At 67.3% G+C, this 18795-nt stretch carries 13 protein-coding genes; 6 read left to right on the top strand and 7 right to left on the bottom strand.

Translation table 11 applies throughout. The annotated features are described in order from the left end of the window. The first annotated feature begins 75 nt into the window (after positions 1 to 75). Positions 76 to 2520, top strand: coding sequence for a TonB-dependent receptor (locus tag ACG04R_RS12135; protein ID WP_394410256.1), 2445 nt, complete (start codon positions 76 to 78; stop codon positions 2518 to 2520). A 205-nt stretch (positions 2521 to 2725) separates the two neighbouring features. Here ACG04R_RS12135 and ACG04R_RS12130 read toward each other — a convergent pair whose 3' ends face one another. Continuing rightward, a complete protein-coding gene (locus tag ACG04R_RS12130) occupies positions 2726 to 4210 on the bottom strand; it encodes an NAD-dependent succinate-semialdehyde dehydrogenase (RefSeq protein WP_394410253.1) in 1485 nt (494 codons plus the stop codon). A 106-nt stretch (positions 4211 to 4316) separates the two neighbouring features. Here ACG04R_RS12130 and alaS point away from each other — a divergent pair, with 106 nt between their 5' ends. Further along, a complete protein-coding gene (alaS, locus tag ACG04R_RS12125) occupies positions 4317 to 6941 on the top strand; it encodes an alanine--tRNA ligase (protein WP_394410250.1) in 2625 nt (874 codons plus the stop codon). A 56-nt stretch (positions 6942 to 6997) separates the two neighbouring features. On the opposite strand, the gene ACG04R_RS12120 is transcribed toward alaS, so the two are convergent. The 5 genes from ACG04R_RS12120 to ACG04R_RS12100 form a co-directional block, all read right to left on the bottom strand. After that, positions 6998 to 9112, bottom strand: coding sequence for a methyl-accepting chemotaxis protein (locus ACG04R_RS12120; RefSeq protein WP_394410247.1), 2115 nt, complete (start codon positions 9110 to 9112; stop codon positions 6998 to 7000). Between the two features lie 100 nt (positions 9113 to 9212). Next, complete coding sequence (locus ACG04R_RS12115) at positions 9213 to 9737, bottom strand: chemotaxis protein CheW (protein ID WP_394410243.1); 525 nt, start codon at positions 9735 to 9737, stop codon at positions 9213 to 9215. Between the two features lie 28 nt (positions 9738 to 9765). Beyond that, positions 9766 to 11892, bottom strand: a complete 2127-nt coding sequence (locus ACG04R_RS12110; protein WP_394410238.1) for a chemotaxis protein CheA — start codon at positions 11890 to 11892, stop codon at positions 9766 to 9768. Between the two features lie 25 nt (positions 11893 to 11917). Further along, a complete protein-coding gene (locus ACG04R_RS12105) occupies positions 11918 to 12280 on the bottom strand; it encodes a response regulator (RefSeq protein WP_394410235.1) in 363 nt (120 codons plus the stop codon). A 55-nt stretch (positions 12281 to 12335) separates the two neighbouring features. After that, positions 12336 to 12803: a hypothetical protein gene (locus ACG04R_RS12100; RefSeq protein ID WP_394410232.1), complete on the bottom strand. Its 468-nt coding sequence runs from the start codon at positions 12801 to 12803 to the stop codon at positions 12336 to 12338. 196 nt (positions 12804 to 12999) lie between these two features. Here ACG04R_RS12100 and ACG04R_RS12095 point away from each other — a divergent pair, with 196 nt between their 5' ends. Together ACG04R_RS12095 and ACG04R_RS12090 are read left to right on the top strand one after the other, a co-directional pair. Continuing rightward, positions 13000 to 14157 carry a hybrid sensor histidine kinase/response regulator gene (locus ACG04R_RS12095; protein WP_394410229.1) on the top strand — a complete coding sequence of 386 codons (1158 nt, stop codon included), beginning with the start codon at positions 13000 to 13002 and terminating at the stop codon, positions 14155 to 14157. After that, positions 14154 to 14801 (top strand): response regulator, encoded by a 648-nt coding sequence (locus ACG04R_RS12090; protein ID WP_394410226.1) that lies wholly within the window; start codon positions 14154 to 14156, stop codon positions 14799 to 14801. The genes ACG04R_RS12095 and ACG04R_RS12090 overlap by 4 nt, the downstream gene beginning before the upstream one ends. A gap of 315 nt (positions 14802 to 15116) precedes the next feature. Here ACG04R_RS12090 and ACG04R_RS12085 read toward each other — a convergent pair whose 3' ends face one another. Further along, positions 15117 to 16442: a hypothetical protein gene (locus tag ACG04R_RS12085; RefSeq protein WP_394410223.1), complete on the bottom strand. Its 1326-nt coding sequence runs from the start codon at positions 16440 to 16442 to the stop codon at positions 15117 to 15119. Positions 16443 to 16878: 436 nt separating this feature from the next. Here ACG04R_RS12085 and ACG04R_RS12080 point away from each other — a divergent pair, with 436 nt between their 5' ends. Both ACG04R_RS12080 and ACG04R_RS12075 read left to right on the top strand, forming a co-directional pair. Further along, positions 16879 to 18096: an efflux RND transporter periplasmic adaptor subunit gene (locus ACG04R_RS12080; RefSeq protein ID WP_394410220.1), complete on the top strand. Its 1218-nt coding sequence runs from the start codon at positions 16879 to 16881 to the stop codon at positions 18094 to 18096. Continuing rightward, positions 18093 to 18791, top strand: a complete 699-nt coding sequence (locus ACG04R_RS12075) for an ABC transporter ATP-binding protein (protein WP_394410217.1) — start codon at positions 18093 to 18095, stop codon at positions 18789 to 18791. Before ACG04R_RS12080 ends, ACG04R_RS12075 begins: the two co-directional genes overlap by 4 nt. Positions 18792 to 18795 lie beyond the last annotated feature (4 nt).

Raw genomic sequence — 18795 nt, 5'->3', positions numbered from 1 at the left:
ATCGTCGCGTGACGAACGGCACCCATCGAATCTGTTGAAGCCCGCGCGCCCGGCGCGCCCACTAGGAGTCTAGGAATGAAGAGCAGACTGTTCTGCAAGACCGCCACCGCCCTGGCAGTCACCGTACTGGCCACCGGCATGGTGTACGCGCAGCAAACGGCCGATCAGCCCAAGGAAGAGGCCGCTCCGCGCGCCAAGGACGATGCCGTGCGTCTTGGCACGATCACGGTCGTGGGCTCCAGCGCCAAGCTGGGCACGGGCCTGATGATCAACGACGACTCCGTCAAGGGCCGCAGCACGCTGACCAAGGCAGCGATGGAAAAGGAACTGGCCACCGGCAACGTGCTGCAGAGCATTGCCCAGCTGCCGGGCGTGAGCACCTACAACTACGACGCGACCGGCCTGTTCGGTGGCGACGTCAGCATCCGCGGCTTCGGCTCGGACCAGATCGGCTTCACCGTGAACGGCGTGCCGGTCAACGATTCGGGCGGCTATGCCTTCTACGCCCAGGAAATGATCGACAAGGAGAACGTCTGTACCGCTTCGGTGGCCCAGGGTTCGCCTGAGCTGGAATCGCCGCACAGCGGCGCCACGGGCGGCAGCGTGAGCCTGATCACCTGCGACCCGACCGACCAGCGCCGCGTTCGCGTCTCCCAGACCCTGGGTGGCCTGAACCTGAACCGCACCTTCGTCCGCGTGGACTCGGGCCGCTTTGCCAACGACATGGCCAAGGTGTTCCTGAGCTACTCGCACGCCGAAGCCGACAAGTGGAAGGGCGTGGGCAAGGCCAAGAAGGACCACATCGACGCCGGCTTCTCGTTGGACCTGAACGAGGACAACCACATCCTCGGTTCGGTGCTCTACAACCGGATGGTCAACCAGAACATCTACAACGTCAGCCTGGCCCAGCTCAACGCGAACGGCTACGGGTATGACTACGCGGCCACCTTCACCCCGCTGAAGACGCCGGGCCCCGGCGCCCAGACGGACGTGGCCCAGAACCCGATCTACTACGGCATGGCGCTGAACCCGTTCAAGAACGTCATCGCGTCGGTGTCGGGCTCGTTCAAGATCGCCCAGGACACCTACCTGAAGGTGCAGCCCTACATGTGGTACGGCTTCGGCAACGGTGGCTGGTCGCAGACCATCCTGACGGAAAGCACGATGCCCATCGGCGGCGCGGTCGACATCAACGGCGATGGCGACACCCTGGACAAGGTCGCCGTGGCGCGTGCCAGCGTGACCAAGACCAACCGTCCCGGCGTCACCGGCGAAATCAGCACCACGATGGGCAACCACTACCTGAAGGTGGGCCTGTGGTACGAGCGCGCCCAGCATCTGCAGACGCAGCCGGCCGTCAAGATCAATGCCGACGGCACCCCGGCGGACATCTGGTTGCAGGATGGCTGCATCAAGCGCGCTGACGGCACCTGCTACGAAGGCCGCAACACGAAGACGATCAGCACGGCCTACCAGGTCTACCTGAACGACCAGATCACGCTGCTGAACGACCGCGCGTTCCTGAACCTGGGTCTGCGTCTCCCCCATGTGGAGCGCAACGTGACCAACTACGCCAACGAGACGGGTGTGCCGACCTACACGCTGGCCAACGGTGTCTACACGGCCGGTCCGCGGATCTATCAGGACTTCAACATCACCCGCTCGTTCAACGAGGTGCTGCCGCAGCTCGGCGCCCGCTTCAACCTGAACAGCCAGCAGCACGTCTTCCTGAACGTCTCCAAGAACTTCCGCGCCCCGCCGAACTACGCCTACATGGTCAGCTCCAGCGGCGTCTATGTGGCCTCCATCAACGGTGGCGCGGTCCAGCCTCTGGCGGAAGTCAAGCCGGAAACGTCGGTGATGATCGATGCCGGCTGGCGCTTCCAGTCGAAGGATGTCTCGATCTCCGCGACGGTCTACCAGAAGGACTTCAAGAACCGCCAGGTCTCCGCGACGGACCCGAACACGCAGGTCAGCACCTACGTGAACGCCGGCGGCACGAAGGGCCACGGTCTCGAACTGGAAATCGGCAGCGGCGTCTACAACGGCTTCTCTGCCTACGGTTCGCTGACGCTGCAGAACGAGAACATGAAGGACAACCTGCGGCTGTCCGCTGCGGGCGCTCTGCCGACGGCGGGCAAGACCTTTGCCAAGGTGCCTGACAAGATGGCCGCCCTGTCCGTGCAGTACGAGCAAGGCCCGATCTACGCTCGCTTCAAGGGCAAGTTCAACGGTGCGCAGTACGCCGACCTGATGAACCAGGAGCGCGTCCCCAGCTACTCCACGTTCGACCTGGACGCTGGCTACAAGTTCGCCAACTGGGGCTTCGTCAAGAACCCGCAACTGCGCCTGAACATCGCCAACATCGGCAACAAGCAGTACCGCAGCGCGTCGTCGGTCATCACGAACGCCGCAGCGACGCCGCTGGTTGGAACTGGCAGCCAGTCGGCCTCCACGGAGTTCTACTACCTTGGCGCCCCACGCTTCACCTCGCTGACCTTCAGCGTGGATTTCGAGTAAGCCGTAAGTACCTCGACGGCCGGGTGCACGAGGCCCGGTCAGTCGTTTCGGCAACCGCGAGTGCAGCCAAAAGCTGCCTCGCGGTTTTTTCGTTTCTGGGTCGACGGGTTTGCAATCAGAGCGAGCACAAGGCGCGCAGCTGCAGACAGTGCACTAGCACGGCAAGGCGAAGCAACGCAGTGATCGATTTGATTGCGAAGCCGTCTCAGCGGTGGATGTCGCCCAGGCAGAGATACTTCACCTCGACGTAGTCCTCGATGCCCTGGCGCCCACCCTCGCGGCCCAGCCCGGATTGCTTGACGCCGCCGAACGGCACCTCGGCCGTCGAGATCAGGCCGGTGTTGATGCCCACCATGCCGTACTCCAGTGCCTCGCCGACGCGGAAGATGCGGCCGATGTCGCGGCTGTAGAAATAGCTGGCCAGGCCGAACTCGGTCGAGTTGGCCAGCTGGATGGCCTCGGCCTCGGTCTGGAACTTGAACACCGGCGCAACCGGCCCGAACGTTTCCTCGCGCGAGCACAGCATCTGCGGCGTCGCGTCGGCCAGCAGTGTGGGCTCGAAGAAGTTGCCCGCCGCCGTCTCCAGCCGCTTGCCGCCGGTCAGCACCTTGGCGCCCAGCGCGATCGCATCGGCCACGTGGGTCTCGACCTTCTGCAGCGCCGCCGCGTCGATCAGCGGGCCGACGTTGATGCCGGCGTCAAACCCGTTGCCCGTCTTCAGCTGGCCGACCTTGGCCGCGAACTTCTCCAGGAAGGCGTCGTACACGCCTGCCTGCACATAGATGCGGTTGGCGCAGACGCAGGTCTGGCCGGCATTGCGGTACTTGCTGGCCAGCGCGCCTTCGACGGCCGAGTCCAGGTCCGCGTCGTCGAAGACGATGAAGGGCGCGTTGCCGCCCAGTTCCAGGCTGAGCTTCTTGATCGTCGGGGCGCACTGCCTCATCAGGATGCGGCCGACCTCGGTGGAGCCGGTGAAGGACAGGTGGCGCACGACGTCGCTCTCGCACAGCGCCTTGCCCACCTCGATGGACTGCTCGGCGTCGGCCGTCAGCACGTTCAGCACACCGGCGGGCATGCCGGCGCGTTGGGCCAGTTCGGCGGCGGCCAGCGCCGTCAGCGGCGTGGCCTCGGCCGGCTTGATGATGACCGTGCAGCCGGCGGCCAGCGCCGGCGCGACCTTGCGCGTGATCATCGCCAGCGGGAAGTTCCACGGCGTGATGGCCGCGCAGACGCCGACGGCCTGCTTGATGACAAGGTAGCGCTTGGTCGGGTCCGTTGTCGGGATGGTCTCGCCATAAACGCGCCTGCTTTCCTCGGCGAACCAGTCGAGGAAGCTGGCGCCGTAGACCACCTCGCCACGGGCCTCGGCCAGCGGCTTGCCCTGCTCAGCCGTCATCAGGCGGGCGAGGTCGTCGGCGTGCTTGACGAGCAACTGCTGCCAGCGCACCAGCACGGCGGCGCGCTCCTTGGCGGGCTTGGATCGCCAGGCGGTGAGCGCATTGGCGGCGGCGGCGATGGCCGTGTCCACGTCCGTGCGGCCCAGGTTGGGCACTTGCGCCAACTCGCGCCCGGTGGCCGGGTCGGTGACGGCGAAGGTGGTGGCGCCGCTCACCCATTCGCCGTTGATCAGGGCCTGGGTGCGCAGCAGGCCGGGGTTGTCCAGCGCGTCCAGCGGGGAATTCGCGTCCATCGAAGGGCTCTCCTGTCGTATCGAGACCCACTCTACCCGGGCGACGTAAAGCCCCCTCTCTACAATCGACCCTCTTTGTCACTGACCTTTTCCAGGAAGCCCCGGGATGAAAGCCGCCGAGATCCGCCAGACCTTTCTGAAGTTCTTCGAGTCGAAAGGCCACCAGATCGTCGCCTCCAGCCCCGTGGTGCCGGGAGACGACCCGACGCTGCTGTTCACGAACGCGGGCATGAACCAGTTCAAGGACGTGTTCCTGGGCTTTGACAAGCGCGCCTACACGCGGGCCACGACCAGCCAGAAGTGCATCCGCGCCGGCGGCAAGCACAACGACCTGGACAACGTCGGCTACACGGCGCGCCACCACACCTTCTTCGAGATGCTGGGCAACTTCAGCTTCGGCGACTACTTCAAGAAGGACGCCATCTCCTACGCCTGGGAGCTGCTGACCGTCCACTTCAAGCTGCCGACCGAGAAGCTGTGGGTCACGGTCTACAGCGAGGACGACGAGGCCTACGAGATCTGGAACAAGGTGGTGGGCGTGCCCGTCGAGCGCATCGTGCGCATCGGCGACAACAAGGGCGCGCGCTACATGTCCGACAACTTCTGGATGATGGGCGACACCGGCCCCTGCGGCCCCTGCACCGAGATCTTCTACGACCACGGCCCCGACGTGGCTGGCGGCCCCCCGGGCTCGGCCGAGCAGGATGGCGACCGCTACATCGAGATCTGGAACAACGTCTTCATGCAGTTCAACCGGACTGAAGACGGCGTGATGCACCCGCTGCCCAAGCCGTCGGTGGACACCGGCATGGGCCTGGAGCGGCTGGCCGCCGTGCTGCAGCACGTGCACTCCAACTACGAGATCGACACCTTCGTGAACCTGCTCGCCGCGGCCAAGTCGGCCGTGGACGCGGCGGGCGGTGGCGACTGTGACGCCACGAGCCCGTCACTGAAGGTCATCGCCGACCACATCCGTGCCTGCTCGTTCACCGTCGTCGACGGCGTCATCCCCGGCAATGCCGGCCGCGGCTACGTGCTGCGCCGCATCGCCCGCCGCGCCATCCGCCACGGCTACAAGCTGGGCGCGCGCACGCCGTTCTTCCATAAGCTGGTGGCCGCGCTGGCCGCCGAGATGGGCGATGCCTACCCCGAGCTGCGCCAGGCCGAGAAGCGCGTGACCGACGTGCTGAAGCAGGAAGAGGAGCGCTTCTTCCAGACCATCGCCACCGGCATGGAAATCCTGGAAGCCGCGTTGGCCAAGGGCGGCAACGTGGATGGTGACACGGCCTTCAAGCTGCACGACACCTACGGCTTTCCGGTCGACCTGACCGCCGACGTCTGCCGCGAGCGCGGCGTGACGGTGGACGAGGCCCGTTTCCACGAACTGCTGGAAGAGCAGAAGAACCGCGCCCGCGCGGCCGGCAAGTTCAAGATGGCCCAGGGCCTGGCCTACAGCGGTGCGGCCACGACCTTCCACGGCTACGAGCATCTCGTCTGCGAGACGGCCAAGGTCACGGCCATCTACATCGACGGCGCGCAGGTCGACGCGGCCCAGGCCGGTGACGACGCCGTCATCGTGCTGGACCACACGCCCTTCTACGCCGAGAGCGGCGGCCAGGTCGGCGACGCCGGCGAGCTGCGCAACGGCACGACGCGCGTCGTCGTGGCTGACACGCTGAAGATCCAGGCCGACGTGTTCGGCCACCACGGCCAGGTGGTCGAAGGCACGGTCAAGGTCGGCGACCAGTTCGTCGCCCGCGTCGACGCCGAGCGTCGCGCCAGGACCGTGCGCAACCACAGCGCCACCCACCTGATGCACAAGGCCCTGCGCGAGGTGCTGGGCGCCCATGTGCAGCAGAAGGGCTCGCTGGTGAATGCCGAGCGCACGCGCTTTGACTTCGCGCACAACGCGCCGATGACGGCGGAGGAGATCCGGGAGGTCGAGTCCCTGGTCAACGCCGAGATCCTGGCCAACGCCGGCGCCACGGCGCAGGTCATGGCGCTGGACGATGCGCAAAAGTCGGGCGCGATGATGCTGTTCGGCGAGAAGTACGGCGAGACGGTGCGCGTGCTGAGCATCGGCTCTTCCAAGGAACTCTGCGGCGGCACGCACGTGAAGGCGACCGGTGACATCGGGCTGTTCAAGATCGTCGCCGAGTCGGGCGTCGCGGCCGGCATCCGCCGCGTCGAGGCCGTCACCGGCGACAACGCGCTGAGCTATCTGCAGTCTCTGGAAACGACCGTTCAGGGCGCGGCCATGACGCTGAAGACCACGCCGCATGAACTGGGCTCACGTCTGCATGCCGTGCTGGAGCAGGTACGCCAGTTGGAGAAGGAACTCACTGCCGCCAAGAGCAAGCTGGCGTCCGCCCAGGGCGACGAGCTGCTGGCCCAGGCCGTGGACGTGAAGGGTCTGAAGGTGCTGGCCGCCAAGCTCGAAGGTGCCGACACCAAGACGCTGCGCGAGACCATGGACAAGCTCAAGGACAAGCTCAAGACTGCGGCCATCGTGTTGGCGGCTGTCGACGGCGACAAGGTGCAGCTCGCGGCCGGCGTGACGGCCGACAGCGTCGGCAAGGTGAAGGCCGGCGAGCTGGTCAACTTCGTCGCCCAGCAGGTGGGCGGCAAGGGAGGCGGCAAGCCGGACCTGGCCATGGCCGGCGGTACGCAGCCCGCGGGTTTGGCGGCGGCGCTGAACAGCGTGGCTGGCTGGGTCGCCGAGCGCGTCTGACGCGTTTCAGTGCTCCATGAAGCAAGGCCCGCGATTCGCGGGCCTTTTCGTTGGGGTCAGAACGTTTCCCAGTCGCCTTCCGGTTCGGCGTGCCTGGGCGTTGGGGCAGGGCGGGGCGCCGCTGCCGGCGCAGCTTTAGCCACCGGCGCCGCAGGTTTGGGCGACGCTGCAGCCGGCTTGGGCGCGGCAGCCTTGGGGGCGGCGACCGGCGCCGGCCGGGGGGCGCTGGCCTTGCTCGGCATGGCGGCCGCGCTGCCGGCCACGCGGAACACCGCCACGGCCTCGACGAGTCGCTGCGCCTGCTCTTTGAGGCTCTCCGCAGCGGCGGCGGATTCCTCGACGAGCGCGGCGTTCTGCTGCGTCATCTGGTCGAGCTGCACGACCGATGTGTTCACCGACGCGATGCCCTCGCTCTGCTCGGTCGCGGCCGAGCTGATCTCGCCGATGATGTCCTGCACCCGCTGCACGCTGGAGACGATCTCGCCCATCGCCGTGCCAGCCGCCTGCACCAGGCGGGCGCCGTTCTCCACGCGCTCCACGCTGTTGCCGATCAGCGTCTTGATTTCCTTGGCCGCCTCGGCGCTGCGCCCGGCCAGCGAACGCACCTCGCCGGCCACGACCGCGAAGCCGCGACCCTGCTCGCCGGCCCGGGCCGCCTCCACCGCGGCGTTCAACGCGAGGATGTTGGTCTGGAAGGCGATGCCGTCGATGGTGCCGATGATGTCGGCAATCTTCTTGCTGGCCGTGTTGATCTCGTCCATCGTCGTGACGACCTCACCGACCACTTCGCCACCGCGCGTCGCCGCGGATGCGGCCGACTGAACGAGCTGGTTGGCCGTGCGGGCCGAGTCGGCCGTCTGGCGCACGGTGCTGGTCAGCTGGCTCATCGACGACGCCGCGTTCTGCAGGTTGCTGGCGGTCTGCTCGGTGCGCTGGCTGAGGTCGACGTTGCCGGTGGCGATCTCGCTGCTCGCAGTGCCGATGCTGTCGACCGAGTTGCGCACGGTGCCGATGGTCGCCGCCAGGCGTTGGCGCATGGCCTCGGTGTCCTGGATCAGCGAGCCGATCTCGTCGCGGCGGTCGCTGCTGACGGGCTGGTTCAGGTCGCCGTCGGCAATTGCGCTGACCGCCCTCTGTAGCGAGGCCAGGGGCTGCGACACCCAGCGCCGCATCATCCACATCAGGCCGAAGCCCAGGCCGGCCGTCGTCAGGGCCAGTGCACCCCAGAAGAACCACAGCGTGGCACGGCTGGCGGCCAGCGCTTCGCCGCGCGAGACCTGGGCGACGACCCAGTAGCCGGACTTCTCGCTCTTGCGGGCGATGGCGAAGTTGTCGCCGAGGCCGTTGCCCAGCACGTCGGGGGCGTCGTCCAGCACGAGGGTGCCGCCCTTCTGCTCGGCCAGCAGCTTCTCGAAGCCGGGCGCGATGCTGGAGACCAGCTTGCCCTTGGCGGACGGGTGCGCGGCGAACGTCGCCTTGGCGGGGTCCTTGGGCATGGCGACGATGAAGGTGCCGCCGTGCTCGAAGAACCTGGCGCTGCCGGCCATGCGGTCCATGGCAGCTTCGAAGGCTTCCAGGCCGTAGCCGATGAACAGGATGCCGACGGTCTTTCCCGCCTCGTTCCGGATCGGCTCGTAGTGCGTCATGTAGGCGCGGCCGAATAGCGTCGCGCGGCCGGTGTAGGACTTGCCCGCCTTGATGGCCGCGTAGGCCGCGCCCTGCCTGTCCAGCAGCGTGCCCATGGCGCGCTCGCCCTTCTCGTTCTTCAGCGAGGTGGTGATGCGCTCGAAGTCCTCACCCTTGGCCGCGAACACCGTGGCCACGCCGCCGTTCACGGCCGCGAACTTGTCGACCTGCGTGAAGTTGCCGTTCAGCTTGGGGCCCCAGTCGCGCAGGTCGCCGGTGGCTTCGTCGAGGTTGAAGCTGGGGCCGAATTCCTGGCGGAAGGAGCCGAAGCTGCGCTGTGCCTGCTGGGCGGCGATGTCGTCCATGGCCTGCATGGCGTCGACCAGGGAGCCGGTCTTGTCGGCAACCCAGGTCTGGACCTGCTCGGTGGCCGAGCGTTTCAGCAGCGTGCCGACGATCAGGCTGACGATCAGCAACACGACGGCGACGGCTGCGGCGCCGGTAAACGACACCTGTCGCGCGATGGAGCGGTCGTGTGAACTCATGGATGCCTCCTCCGAGTTACTGGACTGACAGCGCTCCGCAGTCTTCGCACCCTGGCGAGACTGCCGGATGAAAACGGGGCGCTCAGCGGCGCCCCGGCGTTCAGGCGGCGATGGCCGCGTCCATCAGGCCCATCTCTGCACTGCTCATCAGCCCTTCGATGTCCATCAGGATCAGCATGCGCTCCCCGACGGAGCCGATGCCGGTGATGAAGCTGGTGTCCACCGAGGCCGAGCTCAGTTCGGGTGCCGGCTTGATGGCATCGCGGTTCAGTTCCAGCACGTCGGACACCGAGTCCACCACGGCACCGACGACGCGATTCTTCACGTTCAGCACGATGACGACGGTGAAGCTGTTGTACTCGGCGCTGGGGCAGCCCAACTTCAGGCGCAGGTCGACGATGGGAACAATGACGCCGCGCAGGTTCACGACGCCCTTGATGAAGTCGGGCGCGTTGGCGATGCGGGTGGGCTGCTCGTAGGAGCGGATTTCCTGCACCTTCAGGATGTCGATGCCGTACTCCTCCGACCCGAGTCGGAAAGTCAGGTATTCGCCACTCTTGGGGCCAACGGACTTGGCAGTGACGGCGCCTTGCTGGCGCAGGGCGGGGACGTTGCTGGCTTCCATGCGGACCTCTCTGTGGTGGTTGGGTTTGTTAGTGGCGCGAACGGCGCACCAGGCTGCCGACGTCGAGGATCAGCGCCACGCGGCCGTCGCCCATGATGGTGGCGCCGGACACGTCGCTGACCTTGCGGTAGTTGGCTTCGAGGTTCTTCACGACGACCTGCTGCTGACCGAGCAGCTCGTCCACCAACAGCGCGACGCGGCCGCCTTCGGCCTCGACGACGACCATGATGGATGACACGTGCTCGAAATCGAAGCGCGGCACGTCGAAGACCTTCTCGAGCTCGATGACGGGCATGTATTCGTCACGCACCTCGACGACACGGCCGGAGCCGGCGACGGTCTTGATCGTGTCGGACTGCACCTGGAAGGACTCGACGACGGAGGACAGCGGCAGGATGTAGCACTCGTCGCCCACGCCCACGCTCATGCCGTCCATGATGGCCAGCGTCAGCGGCAGGCGCACGGACACCTTCATGCCGTAGCCCTCGGCGGAGTCGATCTCGACCGTGCCGCCCAGCGACGTGATGTTCTTCTTGACCACGTCCATGCCCACGCCGCGGCCGGACACGTCGGTGACCTGCTCGGCGGTGGAGAAGCCGGGGGCGAAGATCAGGTTCCAGCATTCGGCGTCGGTCATGCTGTCCGGCGCGTCGATGCCCTTCTCGCGGGCCTTCTTGATGAGCTTCTCGCGGTTCAGGCCGCGGCCGTCGTCGCGCACCTCGATGACGATGCTGCCGCCCTGGTGGGAGGCGACCAGCGTGATCGTGCCCTGCTCGGGCTTGCCGCGGGCGAGACGGTCCGCCGGCATCTCGATGCCGTGGTCGCAGCTGTTGCGCACCAGGTGGGTCAGCGGGTCGGTGATCTTCTCGACCAGGCTCTTGTCCAGCTCGGTGGCTTCACCCTGCGTGACCAGTTCGACCTTCTTGCCCAGCTTGGCGGCCAGGTCGCGCAGCATGCGCGGGAAGCGGTTGAACACGGTCGACATCGGAATCATCCGGATCGACATGACCGATTCCTGCAGGTCGCGCGTGTTGCGCTCCAGGTCGGCAAGACCTGACGTCAGCTGCTGGTACAGGCCGGGGTCGAGCTCGCGGCTGTTTTGGGCCAGCATGGCTTGCGTGATGACGAGTTCGCCGACGAGGTTGATGAGCTGGTCCACCTTCTCGATGGACACGCGCAGCGTGGTCTGGTCCATGCCGCCGCCGGCGGGCTTGGCCTCGGTCTTGGCAGGCGTGGCCGGGCGGACCGGCACGATGGCGGCAGCCGGCGCGGGCGCGGCAGCGGGGGCAGCCTCGGCTGCGGCGCCGGCGGGCGTGCCGGGGGCGTCGTCGAAGAACCCGTAGCCGGGGTCGGCGGACGGAGCCTCAGCCGGCGGGGCGCCGGGGGCGCCGTCGTAGAAACCGAAGCCCGGGCCCAGCGGCGTCAGCTTGACCTGTTCGCGCGCGACGTGGAAGGTGAAGAGATCCAGCAGGTCGTTGTCGGTGGAGCTGGTCAGTACCTTGAAGCGGCGCATGCCGTCCGAGCTCTGACCGGCGTCCAGCGGCTCGATGGTGCCGAGGTCGGTGATTTCCTTGAACAGCTCGACGAGGTTGTCAGCCAGGCTCAGGTCGGTCAATGGGCCGACCTGCAGCTCCAGCAGACGGGTGCCAGGCTTGGCAGCGGTTGGTGCCGCGGGGGCCGGAGCCGGGGCGGGCGGCGGCGGGGCCTTGGGCGCGGCCGCGACCGGTGCGGCGCCGCCTTCGACGAAGCTCTTGATGCTGACCAGCAGTTCGGTCGTGTCGAACGGATCGGCGCCCGAACCCTGATGGCGGCCCAACTGGGCGCGCAGCGCATCGCCGGACTGCAGCAGCACGTCCACCATCGCGGCGTTGGGCTGCAGCTCATGGCGGCGCAGCTTGTCCAGCAGCGTCTCCATCTGGTGGGTCAGCTCGGCGACGTCGCTGAAGCCGAACGTCGCTGCGCCGCCCTTGATGGAGTGGGCGCAGCGGAAGATGGCGTTCAGCTCCTCGTCGTCGGCGGCCTCGACGTTCACATTGAGCAGCAGCTGCTCCATGTTGTCGAGGTTCTCGCCGGCTTCCTCGAAGAAGACCTGGTAGAACTGGCTGAGGTCGATGCCGGCACTGATGCTGGCGCCTTCGGTGGTCATGTCACCCATGGCTGGTGCTCCCCTGGGACTGACTTCAGCGGATGACCTTGCCGATCACTTCGATCAGCTTGGCCGGGTCGAAAGGCTTGACCAGCCAGCCGGTGGCGCCCGCGGCGCGGCCGGCCTGCTTCATCGTGTCGCTGGACTCGGTGGTCAGGATCAGGATGGGCGTGGTCTTGAACTTGGGGTTCTCGCGCAGCTTCTTGGTGAGGCTGATGCCATCCATGCGCGGCATGTTCTGGTCGGTCAGCACGAGATCAAAATCGCGCGTGCCGGACTTTTCCCAGGCGTCCTGACCATCCACTGCTTCCACCACGTTGAAGCCGGCGTTCTTGAGCGTGAAGGCCACCATCTGGCGCATCGAGGCCGAATCGTCGACAGCAAGGATTGAGTGCATTTGAGTTTTCTCCGAGGGAACAGGTTGCCTGGGGGCTGAGATTGGGCGGGGGGATTCAGAAAAGTTCGATGGAGCCGGCGTCCATCTCGTCCTGCGTGACCGGGTTGGGCCGCAACGGCGCGATCTCGACGACGGCTGCACCGTCCTCGTCGTCCATGCCGAAGGTGTCGCGGGCCAGTTGGTCGGCACAATTGCGCAGGCGTTGGCTGGTGTGGGCGATCAGCTGGGTCGCCATGTCCTGGAACTGCAGCGCGGTGATGGCACCGGCAATGTCCTGCATGATCTGCTTCAGCCCCTCGGAGGCGGCGCTGCCGTCGCTGCCGCTGAGCAGCGACATGGCCTGGTTGGAGGCGCTGTAGAAATGGTTGGACAGGGCCTCGCCGGCATCGTCCAGCAGGCGCTGCAGGCGCTCCAGGTCGTTGGTCACCGTCATCAGGTGGTCCTGCAGTTCCGCAGCCGCCAGCAGCGGCATGGGGGCCATGGCGCCGTCAAATTCTGCTGCGGTGGAGGTGTCTATCTGCATCGTGTCTCCGCGAGGGGATGCTGCTTCTTGTCCCATGGCCCTGTGAATGCGATCAGGGCAAATCAATCATGGCATGTTCACCTCATTTTCGGCAGCTGTCGACCGGGAGATGTTGCGAGAACGAGCGGAATTACCGGTCTGCAGGCGTTGAGCGTGGCGCTGCGACGCCAGCCGAGGGCGCGGCATACTGCGCCCCATGACGATTTCTGGTGTGGAGCAGGCTGGCCGGGTCCTGCGTGTGCTGCATGTCGAGGACTCGGACCTCGACCATCAACTCATCCTCGCCCAGCTGTCCCGCGCCGGGCTGCGCATCGACATGGAGCGACTGGACGTGCTGCCGGCCGTGTTGGCTGCGCTCGACCGGCCGTGGGACGCCATCGTCTCCGACTACAACCTGCCGGGCTTCACGGGCCTGGAGGTGCTGGAGGCCGTCAAGGACAGGCAACTGCTGACCCCCTTCCTGCTCGTCTCCGGTGAGATCGGCGAGGACGCCGCCGTGGCCGCGATGCGCAACGGCGCGTCCGACTATCTGCTGAAGAACAACCTCGCGCGTCTCGCCCCCGCGCTGCTGAACGCCATCGACGCCGTCGACAGCGAGCGTGCGCGCCGGGCGGCAGACGACGAACTGGTGCGCTCCAAGCAGCGCCTGCACCAGCTGGCCGGCCACCTGCAGACCAGCGTCGAGCTGGAGCGCGCCGCCATCGCCCGCGAGATCCACGACGACGTCGGTGGGTCGCTGACGGCGCTGAAGTTCGATCTCGCCTGGATCGACCGCCACGCCAAGGAGCCCGAGGTGCGTCAGCGCGTCGCCGCGGCGCTGGAGACGGTCAGCTCGGCCATCGACGCCAGCCAGCGCATCATGCACAACCTGCGCCCCGCCATCCTGGAGCAGGGCCTCGTCGCCGCGCTGCAGTGGATGACGGCTCGTTTCGAGCGCCGCACGGGCATCGAGGCGGCGCTGCGCGTCGGCGAGGAGCGGCTGGCGCTGCCTTCCGGTGTGCCGCTGGTGGCCTACCGTACCGCGCAGGAGGCGCTGACCAACGTGTCCAAGCACTCGGGCGCCACGCGCGTGGACATCGAGCTGAGCCTGGACTCCGGCGTGCTGACGCTGGAGATCCGCGACAACGGCCGCGGCGTCGAGGCGGGCGACCTGGCCAAGGAACGCTCCTTCGGCATCCGCGGCCTGCACGAACGCGCGGCCACCGTGGGCGGCTGGGTGGACCTGTCCAGCGCGCCGGGCAGGGGCACCAGCCTCATCCTGACGGTGCCGTTGGAGGCTGACGCCATCGACGCGCTGGACGACGCGACCGACTTCGACAAGGACCACGGCAACTCGATCTGGGGGCGTGCATGATCCGCGTCATCCTGTGCGACGACCATGGCCTGATCCGTCGCGGCATCCGCGACACGCTGGCGGATGCGGACGACATCGAGGTCGTCGGTGAGGCGGGCGACTACACCGAGCTGCGCGGCCTGCTGCACACGCTGGGAAAGGACAACCCCTGCGACGTGCTGGTGCTGGACATCAACATGCCCGGCCGCTCAGGGCTGGATGTGCTGCACGTGTTGAAGGACGAGGGCTCGCCGCTGCGCACGCTGATCGTGTCGATGTACCCCGAGGACCAGTACGCCATCCGCGCGCTCAAGGCCGGTGCCTACGGCTACGTCAACAAGGGGGGCGATCCGGCCACGCTCGTGCAGGCCGTGCGCACGGTGGCCCAGGGGCGCAAGTACGTGACACCCGAGATCGCACAGATGCTGGTCGAGAGCCTGACGGCGCCCGTCACCGAGCAGGCCCACCACAAGCTGTCGGACCGCGAGCTGCAGACGCTGGTGATGATCGCGTCGGGCAAGCGGCTGTCGGACATCGCCGAGGAGCTGATGCTCAGCCCCAAGACCGTCAGCGTCTACCGCGCCCGCATGCTCGAGAAGCTGGGGCTGACGAACAACTCCGAGCTGACGGTCTACGCCATCCGCAATGGGCTGGTGGAAAGCTGACCGACCTTCCACCGCCGCGGTGCGTCGCGCGGGCCGCTGATTCCTGAACAACAACGCGGCAGTCCGCTGAATTCTCAACAGCAGGCGGGGCCGCGGCATGCGCCGGACGCCGTGGTCAAGCGGGTTGCGGGGCTGGCATGAGCCCTGCGCAATGTGGCGGACTCCTCTGACCGTCCGCAGCAATCCCTGACCTGAAGCGGGCCAGGGCGCTGGGACGCGGCGGCAGACGGTGCTCAGGCCGCAGCGGGCGTCGCGATGAAGCCGTATTCGTGCAGCATCTTGAGCCAGCCCGGAGCGTTGCGGGCCATCGAGCCGCTACGCCGCTTCGACGCTCGTCTGCACCTTTGCGGGCGGCGACCCGGAGGTCAGCGCGTGCGTCGCGGCTGCATGCCCTGACGGTCCTACCGTCGCGGTGTGGTGCGTGACCGGGCCGCTGTAGCTGTCTGCCGCGAAGCCGCCGCCGGCGATTCGCGTCGTCGGATTGCCCATGCCCTGTGTGCCGGTGCCAGCCTGCGTGCCGCTGGCTGTGCGTGGGCCGATCCACAGCACTTGCTGCGGGGCGTTGGCCAGCAGCGTGATGTCGGTACACACGTTGAGAGGCGAACCCCAGCCCACCGTGACGACAAAGGTGACGCCGCGGTTCGGGTCATAGGGCGGCCCGTGCGGCGTGATGTTGTCCACCGTGATGCTGGCCGAGCCGACGAAGCGCTGCTCCGTGCCGTCGGGCAGTTGCTGGGTGCCGGCAGCATATTCGCTGGCCTGCACCGACACCACCGAGTCTGCGCTCAACGCAGGCCAGTTCAGGTTGACGACGTTGCGGCCGGGATTCATGCGCCAGAAGATGCGGATGGTCATGAGGGGCTCCTGTGCGGTCCAGTCGAGTGGGTAGGGGTTGTCGGGATTCGGCCCGGGGACGACCGAGACGATGGGGTGGCCCGATGCATCGAGCCGGGGAAACGCGCGATCCAGCTGCGCCTTGAACGCCGGGAACGGGTCGCGTGCGTCGCCGGTGAGGTTCTTGTAGACGCCGGACAGCGTGGACGCGGCGTTGGCGATGACACGCTTGATGTCGTAGCCGAGCTGGTACGACAGCCAGTTGATGAACAGCGTGGCGCAGCCTGACTTTGCGTCGGGGGCGTGGTCGTGTTCGTCGATGCTGTTGACGAAGTCCGTGCGGTCGCTGTTGAGCCAGAAGCGGGCGGTGTCGAAGCCGGCCATGTTGCCCGGCACGCCGATCTGGTGAAGGAACTCGGCCGACAGCACCCGCGACAGCCCTTCGCCGGCCGAACCCTCGTTGCTGCCGTCGGACGCGAACCAGCCCTTGTTCTGCGCCAGCATGAACATCTCCACCACTTCGGCCACCAGCAGGTAGCGCACGACGGTGAGTGACGAGCCGTTGCCGGGCTTCAGGCTGATTGGCGGCCCCCAGCCGGCCGATGCGTAGCCACCCGTGTCGATGTGCACCTCGACCGGCAGGGCATAGGGCAGCGCGATGCCGCCGAACCAGTCGGACATGATTGCGTAGTCGCTCTCGCAGACGCCGAGCAGCGCATTGGCGCGCTGCAGTCCGTCCGCGGCGCTCAGCGAATCGTCGTAGTAGATCTTGTAGTGCGTGGTCGTGCCCGCGAGCTTCAAAGCCATGACGTCTCCGAGAAGTGCCGGATCGCAGCCGGCGTGGCGTGCCACTGTGGTCCTGGCGCCCTCGGCTGGCATCCGCTGGAGTGGGGACGTTCTCGCTCCAGCGCGCTGCAAACGTGGGGGGCGGCCATCCGCGTCCGGGGTGAAGTCGGGCAGGGCCAGCGGCGTTGAGCTGGGCCCGGCCAGGGTGACCCTGTCGCTCTGCGATCGGAAGCGACGCCATCGTTCCGAGGCGCCGGGATGCACGCCGGGATCGTGGCGGCGCCGGACGTGCGGGCCGTTCATCTGTTGCGGTCGCCATTCATCCGTCCGGATGTCGTTTCAACAGCGCCGGCTGCCGTTCGTCGAAAGCCCTATGGCATGGCAGCGCTGTCTATGCGCAAATCCGCCCGTTCCAAGACTTGGGTCACAACTTCGGGAGCGTGTCATAGATACCGGATTGCTGAAGGAGCTGCGCATCGACGGCGCACATCGCGACGACCACGGCGGCGGGCCGCCCAAGTGGATCTGGGGGCTGGCTGCGGGTGTCGTCGTCATCGCGCTGGCGGGTGGCGCGGCCTGGTGGTTCATCGCGGGCAACAAGCCCGTGGTCGTGGAAACCATTGCCGTGCGCGCCAACGGGCAGGGCGCCCGCAGCGACGCCGTGCTGCAGGCCACGGGTTACGTGACGGCCCGCCGCATGGCTACGGTGTCGGCGCAGATCACGGGCACGCTGACCGAGGTGCTCATCGACGAGGGCTTCAAGGTCAGGAAGGGCCAGGTGCTGGCGCGCCTGGAGGACACGGGCCTGAAGGCCGCGCGCTCCGCTGCCGAGGCCCAGGTGCGCACGGCGCAGGCCAACCAGGGCCAGCTGCGCGCGCAGCTGGCGCAGGCCGAGGCCGATGCACGCCGGCAGGCCGAACTCGCCGCCAGCGGCATGACGACACGCCAGAACCAGGAACAGACGGCCACCGCCGTCAAGACCTACACGGCCCAGATCGAGGCTTCGCAGCGCCAGATCGAGGCCGCGCAGGCCCAGCTGAAGCAGGCGCAGGTCAACTTCGACTACGCCACCGTGCGTGCGCCGTTCGACGGCGTCGTCACGGCACGTGCCGCGCAGGTGGGCGAGATCATCTCGCCGTTGTCCGCGGGCGGCGGTTTCACGCGCACGGGCGTGGGCACCATCGTCGACATGGACTCGCTGGAGGTGAATGTCGACGTCAACGAGGCCTACATCGCCCAGGTCAAGGGTGACATGCCCTGCGAGGCCGTGCTGGACGCCTACCCGGACTGGAAGATCCCGGCCCACGTCGTGGCCGTCATCCCCAGCGCGGACCGTGGCAAGGCGACCGTGAAGGTGCGTGTGGCGCTGGACCAGAAGGACGACCGTGTCGTGCCCGACATGGGCGTGCGCGTGAGCTTCCTGGCCACCAAGCCCCAGGCCGAGGCCAAGCCGGTGCCGGGCGTGCTGCTGCCGCCGGAGGCCGTCGTGGAGCGCGACGGCGCGCAGGTCGTGTTCGTCGTCCAGGACAACCGCGCCGAGAAGCGCACGGTCAAGCTGGGCAGTGACGTGGGCAAGTACCGGCTTGCCACCGACGGGGTGAAGTCGGGCGAGACGGTTGTCGTCTCGCCGCCGGCCGAGCTGAAGCAGGGTTCAACCATCGCAAGCAAGGAATGAGCATGAGCGCTTTGATCGAGGTCCGCGATCTGTCCAAGGTCTACACCCGCGGCAAGCAGAAGGTGGAAGTGCTCCACCACATCGACCTGGACGTGCAGCAGGGCGACTTCCTCGCGCTGATGGGCCCGTCGGGCTCTGGCAAGACGACGCTGCTGAACCTGATGGGTGGGCTGGACGCCCCTTCGGGCGGCGCCATCACGGTGGGCGGCGAGCGCATCGACCAGCTCAGCGGCGGCGCGCTGGCCAAGTGGCGCGCGTCGCGCGTGGGCTTCGTGTTCCAGTTCTACAACCTGATGCCCACGCTGTCGGCGCAGAAGAACGTCGAGCTGCCGTTGCTGCTGACCAAGCTGTCTTCGGCCGAGCGCCGCAAGCGCGCGGCCATCGCGCTGCAGCTGGTGGGCCTGGCCGACCGCGCGTCGCACAAGCCGACCGAGCTGTCCGGTGGCCAGCAGCAGCGGGTGTCCATCGCGCGGGCCATCGTGTCGGACCCGACGCTGCTGGTCTGCGACGAACCCACCGGCGACCTGGACCGCCAGTCCGCCGAGGACGTGCTGACGCTGCTGCAGGCGCTGAACCGCGAGCATGGCAAGACCATCGTCATGGTCACCCACGACCCGCGCGCCGCCGCCCGTGCCAGCCGCACGCTGCACCTCGACAAGGGCACGCTGGTGACCGAAGCCGAGGCCATGGCCTGACCGG

This window comes from Pelomonas candidula (assembly GCF_043555985.1).
GTDB lineage: Bacteria > Pseudomonadota > Gammaproteobacteria > Burkholderiales > Burkholderiaceae_C > Pelomonas > Pelomonas candidula.
This window is presented reverse-complemented; position numbering and strand designations above follow the sequence as displayed.